Origin of the sequence: Streptosporangium sp. NPDC020072 (assembly GCF_040631445.1) — a bacterium.
GTDB lineage: Bacteria > Actinomycetota > Actinomycetes > Streptosporangiales > Streptosporangiaceae > Streptosporangium.
Map to the genome: position 1 here is coordinate 267,744 of NZ_JBEYAB010000015.1, position 9,073 is coordinate 276,816.

Sequence of the window (9,073 nt, forward strand, 5' to 3'; positions counted from 1 at the left end):
CTAGTCGACCTCTTCCACGGTGACCAGGTGCGTCACCACGGAGACCATGCCGCGGATCTCCGGGCGGTCCTCCTTGACGACGACGTCGCCGATTCGCTTGAGACCGAGCGAACGCAGCGAATCACGCTGATTCTGCTTGCCGCCGATCTTCGAGCGGACCTGAGTGATCTTCAGACGTGCCATCGGTTAGCTCACCGCCTTGGCCGCCGCGGCCTCAGCGAGACCCTCGGCGCGAGCCTTGAGCATCGCCTTGGGAGCGACGTCCTCCAGGGGCAGGCCACGGCGGGCCGCGATCTCCTCGGGGCGGCTGAGGCCCTTCAGAGCTGCCACGGTGGCGTGCACGATGTTGATCGGGTTGTCCGAGCCGAGCGACTTGGACAGCACGTCGTGGATGCCCGCGCACTCCAGTACGGCGCGCACCGGGCCACCGGCGATGACACCGGTACCGGGTGAGGCCGGGCGCAGGAAGACCACGCCGGCGGCCTCCTCACCCTGCACGATGTGCGGGATGGTGCCCTGGATGCGCGGCACCCGGAAGAAGTGCTTCTTGGCCTCTTCGACGCCCTTGGCGATGGCCGCGGGGACTTCCTTGGCCTTGCCGTAGCCGACGCCGACCATGCCGTTGCCGTCACCGACGATGACGAGGGCGGTGAAGCTGAAGCGACGACCACCCTTCACGACCTTGGCCACTCGGTTGATCTTCACTACGCGCTCGATGTACGAGACGCCCTTGTCAGCGCTGCCACCGCGGCGATCGTCACGACGACCGTCACGCCGCTCGCCACCGGCGGCGCCACCGCGACGCGGAGCTCCAGCCATCAGTGGTTCCTCTTCTCGTTGCTCTTGTCAGTACGGGCCATCAGAACTCCAGCCCGGCTTCGCGGGCGCTGTCCGCGAGAGCCGCCAGGCGGCCCGCGTAACGGTTTCCACCACGGTCGAAGACGACCGCGGTGATCCCGGCAGCCTTGGCCCGCTGAGCGAGAAGCTCGCCGACCTGCTTCGCCTTCTCGGTCTTGTCACCGGTCACCGTGCGCAGGGTGGCGTCCATGGTGGAGGCGCTCACCAGCGTGTGACCCTGTGAGTCGTCGACGATCTGCACGAACAGGTGCCGCGTCGAGCGGTTGACGACCAGGCGCGGACGCGCGGCCGTACCGACCACCTTCTTGCGGACTCGGCCGTGACGGCGGGCCCGCGAGACGGCGCGGGCGGCCGTGTGCTTGCCGAACGCAGTCTTGCCAGCCATGCCTACTTACCAGCCTTTCCGACCTTGCGGCGGACAACCTCGCCCTGGTAGCGCACACCCTTGCCCTTGTACGGGTCGGGCTTGCGCAGCTTACGGATGTTCGCGGCGACCTCGCCGACCTTCTGCTTGTCGATGCCGTCCACGTGGAACAGGGTCGGCTTCTCGACGCGGAAGGTGACACCCTCGGGGGCGTCCACGATCACCGGGTGGCTGAAGCCGAGGGCGAACTCAAGCTGAGTCGGGCCCTTGGCCTGCACGCGGTAACCGACACCCACGATTTCCAGGGTCTTGGAGTAACCCTGGGTCACACCGGTCACCATGTTGGCGATCAGCGTGCGGGACAGGCCGTGCAGCGCACGGACCTTGTTCTCGTCGTTGGGGCGGCTGACGGTGACAGCACCGTCGTCTCCCTTGGCGACGTCGATCGGCTCAGCGACCTTGTGTGAGAGCGTGCCCTTGGGGCCCTTGACCGTGACTTCCCGGCCGTCGATGGCGACGTCCACGCCGTTCGGTACAGGGATGGGCAGCCGTCCGATTCGCGACATGCTGTGATTTCTCCCTTCTACCAAACGAAGGCGAGGACTTCCCCGCCCACTCCACGCTTGCCGGCCTGCTTGTCGGTCATGAGGCCACCGGACGTCGAGATGATCGCGACGCCCAGTCCTCCCAGGACACGGGGCAGGTTGTCCTTCTTCGCGTAGACCCGCAGACCGGGCTTGGAAACCCGGCGCAGGCCCGTCAGCGAACGCTCACGGCTCGGCCCGAACTTGAGCTCCACCACGAGGTTCTTTCCGACCTTGGCGTCCTCGACGCTCCAGGACTGGATGTAACCCTCCTGCTGGAGGATCTCGGCGATGTGCGCCTTGATCTTCGAGTACGGCATGGCCACGGTGTCGTGGTACGCCGAGTTCGCGTTTCGCAGACGCGTGAGCATGTCTGCGATCGGGTCGGTCATCGTCATGGCCGGTGGCCTTCCTCACCGCGGTTTCCCCATGGGACCTTCGGTGCGGTCATGGGCGCTTGAGACAGCGCCCGGTGAATATCGACTTACTTGTACGGCTGGCACCGCGGGGGCCCGGTGAGAGACCCACCGGGCCGCGCGGAGACTACCAGCTCGACTTGGTGATGCCGGGCAGCTCGCCCCGGTGCGCCATCTCGCGGAAGCAGATGCGGCACAGGCCGAACTTCCTGTAGACGGCGCGGGGACGACCACAGCGCGAGCACCGAGTGTACGCCCGGACCTCGAACTTGGCCTTGCGAGCAGCCTTGACCTTCAGCGACGTCTTCGCCATGATCAGGCCTCCTTGAAGGGGAAACCGAGAAGCTTCAGCAGCGCCCGGCCCTGGTCGTCGGTCTTAGCGGTGGTCACGACCGTGATGTCCATACCACGCTGACGGTCGACCTTGTCCTGGTCGATCTCGTGGAACATGACCTGCTCGGTCAGACCGAAGGTGTAGTTGCCGTTGCCGTCGAACTGCTTCGGCGACAGACCGCGGAAGTCACGGATGCGGGGCAGCGCCAGCGACAGCAGACGGTCGAGGAACTCCCACATGCGGTCGCCGCGCAGCGTCACGTGGGCGCCGATCGGCATGCCCTCGCGCAGCTTGAACTGGGCGATGGACTTGCGGGCCCGCACGACGGCCGGCTTCTGGCCGGTGATGGAGGTCAGGTCACGAACGGCGCCGTCGATGAGCTTCGAGTCACGCGCGGCCTCGCCGACACCCATGTTCACCTTGATCTTGGTGATCGTGGGGATCAGCATGACGTTCTCGTACCCGAACTGCTCCTGCAGCTTCGCGATGATCTCCTCGCGGTAACGCTGCTTGAGGCGCGGGAGGGGCCTCGTCGCGACGGCCTCGGTGGTGTTGGCGGTCATCAGTTGTCCTCACCCGACTCGTCGGAGTCCGCCTTCGCCGACTCCTTCTTGGCGGGCTTCTCGTCACCCTTGAGCTTCTTGACGTTGCTCACGTGGATGGGAGCCTCCATGGTCTGCACGCCGCCGCTCTTGGCGCCACGCGGGCCCTGGTGGGTCTCCTTGGAGTGCTTCTTGATCATGTTGACGCCCTCGACGACCACGCGGTCCTCGCGCGGGTAGGCGGCGATCACACGACCCTTGGCGCCCTTGTCCTTGCCGGCGATGACGAGGACCAGGTCGCCCTTCTTGACATGCAGATTCGGCATTACAACACCTCCGGGGCGAGCGAGATGATGCGCATGAACTTCTTGTCGCGCAGCTCGCGTCCGACGGGGCCGAAGATACGCGTCCCACGAGGGTCGCCGCTGTCCTTGATGATCACGGCGGCGTTCTCGTCGAAGCGGATGTAGGAGCCGTCGGGCCGGCGGCGCTCCTTGACAGTACGGACGATGACCGCCTTGACGACGTCGCCCTTCTTCACGGTGCCGCCAGGAATGGCGTCCTTGACCGTGGCGACGATGATGTCGCCGATTCCCGCGTAGCGCCGACCCGAGCCACCGAGCACACGAATGCAAAGGACTTCCTTCGCACCCGTGTTGTCGGCGACCTTGAGTCGCGACTCCTGCTGAATCACCTATAACTCCTGTTTGTCTCGCCGGTTCTCACCCGTGTGCCGGGCAAGCCTTGCGGAACTGCTGTGGTCTTTTTCCCCCGGCGACAGCCGTACGGCCGGCCACCCGCCGGGCACTTCCCGTGCCCGGATGAGCGTCCGTGTCCGCACCACCGCCGCCGCAGGCGGAACGAGGATCGTCCCCGTTCCCTTGGACACCGTCATGGGGGGTGATCAGGTCACCCCCCACGAGGCGCGTCTTGTTACTTGGCGCGTTCGAGGATCTCGACGACCCGCCAGCGCTTGCTGGCGGACAGCGGCCGGGTCTCCATCAGGAGAACGCGGTCGCCGACGCCGCACGAGTTGGCCTCGTCGTGCGCCTTGTACTTGGTCGTCCTACGGATGACCTTGCCGTACAGGGGGTGCTTGACGCGGTCCTCGACAGCGACGACGACAGTCTTGTCCATCTTGTCACTGACCACCAGACCCTCGCGGGTCTTGCGGTAGTTACGCGCCTCGTTCGTGTTCTCAGTTGTCTCAGCCATCGACCGACTCCTTCTCGACCGTCACGATGCCAAGCTCCCGCTCGCGCATCACGGTGTAGATACGGGCGATCTCGCGGCGGACGGCGCGCAGCCGCCCGTGGCTCTCCAACTGGCCGGTCGCGGCCTGGAAGCGGAGGTTGAACAGCTCCTCCTTGGCTTCCTTCAGCTTCTGAACCAGGGTGTCCTGGTCCTCCGCTCGCAGCTCACCGGCGGTCAGGCCCTTAGCCATCACGCCTCACCCACTTCACGCTTGACGAACCGGCACTTCATCGGGAGCTTGTGCATCGCGCGACGCATGGCCTCGCGGGCCACGGGCTCGGCGACACCCGACAGCTCGAACATGACGCGACCGGGCTTGACGTTGGCGATCCACCACTCCGGCGAACCCTTACCGGAACCCATGCGGGTCTCAGCGGGCTTCTTGGTGAGGGGACGGTCCGGGAAGATGTTGATCCAGACCTTTCCGCCACGCTTGATGTGACGGGTCATGGCGATACGAGCCGACTCGATCTGGCGGTTGGTCACGTAGGAGTGCTCAATCGCCTGGATGCCGTACTCGCCGAACACGACCCTGGTGCCACCCTTGGCGGCGCCGTGACGGTCGGGCCGGTGCTGCTTGCGGTGCTTGACCCTGCGCGGGATCAGCATGGTCAGCTCCCTTCAGCACCCGGCTGCGCAGCCGGGCCGGTCTCGGGGGTGGCCTGGGAGGCCGCCTCGTTCCTGGGGCCACGGTCACCGCGGCCGGCGCCACCACGACGCGGACGGTCGCCACCGGCGCCACCACGACGCGGACGGTCCCCACCGGGACCACCACGACGGTCGTCACGGTCGCGACGCTGCCCCGCACGGGCACCGGCGGCGGCCGCCTCGCGCTCGGCGCGGCTGGTCGGAGCCTCACCCTTGTAGATCCACACCTTCACGCCGATGCGGCCGAAGGTGGTGCGGGCCTCGTAGAGGCCGTAGTCGATGTCGGCGCGGAGCGTGTGCAGGGGCACGCGGCCCTCGCGGTAGAACTCCGAACGCGACATCTCAGCGCCACCGAGACGACCGGAGCACTGCACCCGGATGCCCTTGGCACCGCTCTTCATGGCCGACTGCATCGCCTTGCGCATGGCGCGGCGGAAGGAGACACGGCTGGACAGCTGCTCGGCGACGCCCTGGGCGACGAGCTGAGCGTCGATCTCGGGGTTCTTGACCTCAAGGATGTTCAGCTGGACCTGCTTCTTGGTCAGCTTCTCAAGGTCACCGCGAATCCGGTCCGCCTCGGCGCCGCGGCGGCCGATGACGATGCCCGGACGGGCGGTGTGAATGTCGACCTGAACCCGGTCGGTGGTCCGCTCGATCTCCACCTTGGAGATGCCGGCCCGCTCCATGCCCTTCTTGAGCATGCGGCGGATCGCCACGTCCTCGGCAACGTACGACTTGTAGAGCTTGTCGGCATACCACCGGCTCTTGAAGTCGGTCGTGATGCCGAGGCGGAACCCGTGCGGGTTGACCTTCTGACCCACTAGCGGGTCCTCCCCTTCGGCTCGCGGGACTCCACGATCACGGTGATGTGGCTCGTCCGCTTGTTGATCCGATAGGCACGACCCTGAGCGCGGGGACGGAACCGCTTCAGCGTCGGGCCCTCGTCGACCCACGCACGGCTCACGAAGAGCGTGTCGCGGTCGAGCTTGAAGTTGTGCTCCGCGTTCGCAATGGCGCTGGACAGCACCTTGTACACGGTCTCGCTCGCCGCCTGGGGAGCGAACTGCAGCACGGCCTGCGCCTCCGAAGCGGGCAGCCCGCGAATGAGGTCCACCACACGGCGGGCCTTCATGGGCGTGTGGCGCGCGAACCGCACCTGAGCCCTGGCTTCCATCGCTTACTCCTCTTAACCTTCTGCTTCGTGTGGGACGGCCGGCATGACCTGCCGTCCTGTGAGGCGCTTACCGCCGGCTGCGGCGGTCTTCCTTGACGTGGCTGCGGAAGGTCCGCGTGGGCGCGAACTCACCGAGCTTGTGGCCGATCATCGCCTCGGTCACGAAGACCGGGACGTGCTTGCGGCCGTCGTGAACGGCGATCGTGTGCCCGATCATGTCGGGAACGATCATGGAGCGCCGCGACCACGTCTTGATGACGTTCTTGGTGCCCTTCTCGTTCTGGGCATCCACCTTCTTCTGAAGGTGGTCGTCCACGAAGGGACCCTTCTTAAGGCTACGTGGCATTTTGGCTGCTCCTACCGCTTCTTCCGCTTGGTCCGACGACGGATGATCAGCCGGTCGCTGGCCTTGTTCGCCGCACGGGTACGACCCTCGGGCTTGCCCTTCGGGTTCACGGGGTGACGACCACCAGAGGTCTTACCCTCACCACCACCGTGCGGGTGGTCGACCGGGTTCATCGCGACACCGCGGACGGTGGGGCGCTTGCCCTTCCACCGCATGCGGCCGGCCTTACCCCAGTTGATGTTCGCCTGCTCGGCGTTGCCGACCTGGCCGATGGAGGCCCGGCAGCGGACGTCGACCTGGCGCATTTCGCCGGAGGGCATACGCAGCGTGGCGTACTGCCCCTCCTTGGCGAGGAGCTGGATCTGCGCGCCGGCGGACCGGCCCAGCTTGGCGCCGCCGCCCGGACGGAGCTCCACCGCGTGGATGAAGGTACCGGTCGGGATGTTGCGCAGCGGCAGGCAGTTGCCGGGCTTGATGTCGGCCGTGGGGCCGTTCTCGATCTTGTCGCCCTGCTTCAGACCGGTCGGGCAGAGGATGTAGCGCTTCTCCCCGTCGGCGTAGTGCAGCAGCGCGATCCGGGAGGTGCGGTTGGGGTCGTACTCGATGTGAGCGACCTTGGCCGGGATCCCGTCCTTGTCATGGCGCCGGAAGTCGATGATCCGGTAGGCGCGCTTGTGGCCACCACCCTGGTGACGAGCGGTCACCCGGCCGTGGACGTTGCGCCCTCCCTTGCTGTGCAAGGGGGCAAGCAGCGACTTCTCGGGCGTGCTGCGCGTGATCTCGGCGAAGTCCGAGACACTGGCGCCGCGGCGACCCGGGGTCGTCGGCTTGAGTTTACGGATGCCCATCTTTTTCGTTCATCCTTCGTCGGTTAATCCGGTCGAATGCCCCCCGCTGTAGACGGGGGGCATTCTCCCTGTTCCTTACTTCAGCGAGCGGGTCAGCCGACCTGGCCGAAGATGTCGATACGGTCACCCTCGACCAGGCTCACGATCGCGCGCTTGGTGCTGGGGCGCTGGCCGTAACCGAACTTGGTCCGCTTGCGCTTGCCCTGGCGGTTGATGGTGTTCACACTGACCACCTTGACGCCGAAGATCTGCTCAATGGCGATCTTCACCTGCGTCTTGTTGGCGGTCTTCCGCACCAGGAACGTGTACTTGTTGTTCTCGTCGATCAGGCCGTAGCTCTTCTCGGAGACGATCGGCTTGATGATGATGTCACGCGGGTCGGCGATCTTCTCCATCAGGCGTCTTCCTTCCCGCTCTGGCTCAGGCGCGCGACGACCTGGTCGTACGCCTCCTGAGTGAAGACGACGTCGTCGTAGCAGAGCACGTCGTAGGTGTTCAGCTGCCCGGCGTCCAGCAGGTGGACCTCCGGAGCGTTGCGCAGGCTCAGCCAGGTGAGCTCGTCGCCCTCGTCGACGACGACCAGGACGCTGCGGGCCTGCGTGACCTTGCGCAGCGCCTCAAGCGCCACCTTGGTCTTGGGGGTCTCCCCGGTGACCAGCGAGCTGACCACGTGGACACGACCGCCGGTGGCCCGGTCGGACAGGGCGCCACGCAGGGCGGCGGCCTTCATCTTCTTGGGCGTCCGCTGGCTGTAGTCCCTCGGGACCGGGCCGTGGACGGTGCCACCGCCGGTGAACTGCGGAGCGCGGGTCGAACCCTGACGGGCGCGGCCGGTGCCCTTCTGGCGGTACGGCTTCTTGCCGCCACCGCTGACCTCACCACGGGTCTTGGCCTTGTGCGTGCCCTGCCGGCGAGCGGCGAGCTGGGCCACGACGACCTGGTGGATCAGCGGAACGTTGACCTTGGCGCCGAAGACGTCGCCGGGGAGGTCGACCGTACCGGACTTCGCGCCGCTCGCGTCGAGGACGTCAATGGTGCTCACTTGGCAGCCCCCTTCTTGGCAGCGGTACGGAGGAGAACCAGGCTGCCGTTGGCGCCGGGGATCGCACCCTTGATCAGGATGAGGCCCTTCTCGGCGTCCACGGCGTGAACCTTGAGGCTCTGGATGGTGGTGCGGACGTTACCCATCCGACCGGCCATGCGCAGGCCCTTGAAAACGCGGCCCGGGGTGGCGCAGCCGCCGATGGAACCCGGCGAACGGTGCTTGCGCTGGGTACCGTGCGAGGCGCCCAGACCCTTGAAGCCGTGACGCTTCATGACACCGGCGTAGCCCTTACCCTTGCTCTTGCCCGTCACGTCGACGAACTGGCCCGCCTCGAAGGTGTCGGCCAGAACCTCCTGGCCCAGGGTGTAGTCACTCGCGTCGTCGGTACGGATCTCCGTGAAGTAACGACGCGGGGTGATGTCGTGCTTGCGCAGGTAGTCGCCGAGCGGCTTGTTGACCTTCCGCGGGTCGACCTGCCCGAAACCGAGCTGTACGGCGGAGTAGCCGTCCTTCTCGGGCGTGCGGACACGGGTCACGACGCACGGACCGGCCTCAACGACGGTCACCGGGACCATCCGGTTGTCCGCGTCGAAGACCTGGGTCATGCCGAGCTTCTTGCCCAGGACGCCCTTGATCTGCTTAGCCATGTCAGTGCGTTCC

General features: G+C 66.4%; 19 protein-coding genes. All 19 read right to left on the minus strand.

The genetic code is table 11. From position 1 onward, the window contains the following. Window positions 1-183 (minus strand): 50S ribosomal protein L30, encoded by a 183-nt coding sequence (gene rpmD / locus ABZ470_RS32970; RefSeq protein WP_068896549.1) that lies wholly within the window; start codon window positions 181-183, stop codon window positions 1-3. Between the two features lie 3 nt (window positions 184-186). After that, on the minus strand, window positions 187-819 hold the full coding sequence (gene rpsE, locus ABZ470_RS32975; protein ID WP_352015599.1) for a 30S ribosomal protein S5: 633 nt from the start codon (window positions 817-819) through the stop codon (window positions 187-189). Window positions 820-859: 40 nt separating this feature from the next. Further along, window positions 860-1,243 (minus strand): 50S ribosomal protein L18, encoded by a 384-nt coding sequence (gene rplR / locus ABZ470_RS32980; RefSeq protein ID WP_352015600.1) that lies wholly within the window; start codon window positions 1,241-1,243, stop codon window positions 860-862. Window positions 1,244-1,245: 2 nt separating this feature from the next. Further along, window positions 1,246-1,788 carry a 50S ribosomal protein L6 gene (gene rplF, locus ABZ470_RS32985; RefSeq protein ID WP_352015601.1) on the minus strand — a complete coding sequence of 181 codons (543 nt, stop codon included), beginning with the start codon at window positions 1,786-1,788 and terminating at the stop codon, window positions 1,246-1,248. A 17-nt stretch (window positions 1,789-1,805) separates the two neighbouring features. After that, window positions 1,806-2,204 carry a 30S ribosomal protein S8 gene (rpsH, locus tag ABZ470_RS32990; RefSeq protein WP_352015602.1) on the minus strand — a complete coding sequence of 133 codons (399 nt, stop codon included), beginning with the start codon at window positions 2,202-2,204 and terminating at the stop codon, window positions 1,806-1,808. Between the two features lie 145 nt (window positions 2,205-2,349). Beyond that, window positions 2,350-2,535, minus strand: coding sequence for a type Z 30S ribosomal protein S14 (locus tag ABZ470_RS32995; protein WP_012887844.1), 186 nt, complete (start codon window positions 2,533-2,535; stop codon window positions 2,350-2,352). A 2-nt stretch (window positions 2,536-2,537) separates the two neighbouring features. Beyond that, window positions 2,538-3,119, minus strand: a complete 582-nt coding sequence (gene rplE / locus ABZ470_RS33000; RefSeq protein WP_352015603.1) for a 50S ribosomal protein L5 — start codon at window positions 3,117-3,119, stop codon at window positions 2,538-2,540. Then, window positions 3,119-3,415: a 50S ribosomal protein L24 gene (rplX, locus tag ABZ470_RS33005; protein WP_352015618.1), complete on the minus strand. Its 297-nt coding sequence runs from the start codon at window positions 3,413-3,415 to the stop codon at window positions 3,119-3,121. The genes rplE and rplX overlap by 1 nt, the downstream gene beginning before the upstream one ends. Window positions 3,416-3,423: 8 nt before the next feature. Next, the gene (gene rplN, locus ABZ470_RS33010; RefSeq protein ID WP_012887841.1) at window positions 3,424-3,792 is read right to left on the minus strand and encodes a 50S ribosomal protein L14; all 369 of its coding nucleotides are present in this window, start codon (window positions 3,790-3,792) and stop codon (window positions 3,424-3,426) included. Window positions 3,793-4,031: 239 nt separating this feature from the next. Beyond that, entirely contained in the window at window positions 4,032-4,313 is a 282-nt protein-coding gene (gene rpsQ / locus ABZ470_RS33015; protein ID WP_352015604.1) for a 30S ribosomal protein S17, read from the minus strand. After that, the gene (gene rpmC, locus ABZ470_RS33020; protein WP_352015605.1) at window positions 4,306-4,542 is read right to left on the minus strand and encodes a 50S ribosomal protein L29; all 237 of its coding nucleotides are present in this window, start codon (window positions 4,540-4,542) and stop codon (window positions 4,306-4,308) included. Before rpmC ends, rpsQ begins: the two co-directional genes overlap by 8 nt. Continuing rightward, entirely contained in the window at window positions 4,542-4,961 is a 420-nt protein-coding gene (rplP, locus tag ABZ470_RS33025; protein WP_184712606.1) for a 50S ribosomal protein L16, read from the minus strand. The genes rpmC and rplP overlap by 1 nt, the downstream gene beginning before the upstream one ends. 2 nt (window positions 4,962-4,963) lie before the next feature. Continuing rightward, window positions 4,964-5,821, minus strand: a complete 858-nt coding sequence (gene rpsC / locus ABZ470_RS33030) for a 30S ribosomal protein S3 (RefSeq protein ID WP_352015606.1) — start codon at window positions 5,819-5,821, stop codon at window positions 4,964-4,966. After that, a complete protein-coding gene (gene rplV / locus ABZ470_RS33035; protein ID WP_179819691.1) occupies window positions 5,821-6,174 on the minus strand; it encodes a 50S ribosomal protein L22 in 354 nt (117 codons plus the stop codon). Before rplV ends, rpsC begins: the two co-directional genes overlap by 1 nt. Window positions 6,175-6,241: 67 nt before the next feature. Next, window positions 6,242-6,520, minus strand: coding sequence for a 30S ribosomal protein S19 (gene rpsS, locus ABZ470_RS33040; RefSeq protein WP_068896536.1), 279 nt, complete (start codon window positions 6,518-6,520; stop codon window positions 6,242-6,244). Window positions 6,521-6,531: 11 nt separating this feature from the next. Further along, complete coding sequence (gene rplB / locus ABZ470_RS33045) at window positions 6,532-7,368, minus strand: 50S ribosomal protein L2 (protein ID WP_352015607.1); 837 nt, start codon at window positions 7,366-7,368, stop codon at window positions 6,532-6,534. Window positions 7,369-7,460: 92 nt separating this feature from the next. Beyond that, window positions 7,461-7,763: a 50S ribosomal protein L23 gene (rplW, locus tag ABZ470_RS33050; RefSeq protein WP_352015608.1), complete on the minus strand. Its 303-nt coding sequence runs from the start codon at window positions 7,761-7,763 to the stop codon at window positions 7,461-7,463. Further along, on the minus strand, window positions 7,763-8,410 hold the full coding sequence (gene rplD, locus ABZ470_RS33055; RefSeq protein WP_352015609.1) for a 50S ribosomal protein L4: 648 nt from the start codon (window positions 8,408-8,410) through the stop codon (window positions 7,763-7,765). The genes rplW and rplD overlap by 1 nt, the downstream gene beginning before the upstream one ends. Continuing rightward, window positions 8,407-9,060 carry a 50S ribosomal protein L3 gene (gene rplC / locus ABZ470_RS33060; protein WP_352015610.1) on the minus strand — a complete coding sequence of 218 codons (654 nt, stop codon included), beginning with the start codon at window positions 9,058-9,060 and terminating at the stop codon, window positions 8,407-8,409. Before rplC ends, rplD begins: the two co-directional genes overlap by 4 nt. Between the last annotated feature and the right edge of the window lie 13 nt (window positions 9,061-9,073).

Excerpts from the sequence above, each read along its gene's own strand:
- rplR (WP_352015600.1), bottom strand. The coding sequence starts at position 1,243 with ATGGCTGGCAAGACTGCGTTCGGCAAGCACACGGCCGCCCGCGCCGTC.
- rplF (WP_352015601.1), bottom strand. The coding sequence starts at position 1,788 with ATGTCGCGAATCGGACGGCTGCCCATCCCTGTACCGAACGGCGTGGAC.
- rpsQ (WP_352015604.1), bottom strand. The coding sequence starts at position 4,313 with ATGGCTGAGACAACTGAGAACACGAACGAGGCGCGTAACTACCGCAAG.
- rpmD (WP_068896549.1), bottom strand. The coding sequence starts at position 183 with ATGGCACGTCTGAAGATCACTCAGGTCCGCTCGAAGATCGGCGGCAAG.
- rplW (WP_352015608.1), bottom strand. The coding sequence starts at position 7,763 with ATGGAGAAGATCGCCGACCCGCGTGACATCATCATCAAGCCGATCGTC.
- rplB (WP_352015607.1), bottom strand. The coding sequence starts at position 7,368 with ATGGGCATCCGTAAACTCAAGCCGACGACCCCGGGTCGCCGCGGCGCC.
- rpmC (WP_352015605.1), bottom strand. The coding sequence starts at position 4,542 with ATGGCTAAGGGCCTGACCGCCGGTGAGCTGCGAGCGGAGGACCAGGAC.
- rpsH (WP_352015602.1), bottom strand. The coding sequence starts at position 2,204 with ATGACGATGACCGACCCGATCGCAGACATGCTCACGCGTCTGCGAAAC.
- rpsS (WP_068896536.1), bottom strand. The coding sequence starts at position 6,520 with ATGCCACGTAGCCTTAAGAAGGGTCCCTTCGTGGACGACCACCTTCAG.
- rplC (WP_352015610.1), bottom strand. The coding sequence starts at position 9,060 with ATGGCTAAGCAGATCAAGGGCGTCCTGGGCAAGAAGCTCGGCATGACC.
- rplE (WP_352015603.1), bottom strand. The coding sequence starts at position 3,119 with ATGACCGCCAACACCACCGAGGCCGTCGCGACGAGGCCCCTCCCGCGC.
- rplV (WP_179819691.1), bottom strand. The coding sequence starts at position 6,174 with ATGGAAGCCAGGGCTCAGGTGCGGTTCGCGCGCCACACGCCCATGAAG.
- rpsE (WP_352015599.1), bottom strand. The coding sequence starts at position 819 with ATGGCTGGAGCTCCGCGTCGCGGTGGCGCCGCCGGTGGCGAGCGGCGT.
- rplP (WP_184712606.1), bottom strand. The coding sequence starts at position 4,961 with ATGCTGATCCCGCGCAGGGTCAAGCACCGCAAGCAGCACCGGCCCGAC.
- ABZ470_RS32995 (WP_012887844.1), bottom strand. The coding sequence starts at position 2,535 with ATGGCGAAGACGTCGCTGAAGGTCAAGGCTGCTCGCAAGGCCAAGTTC.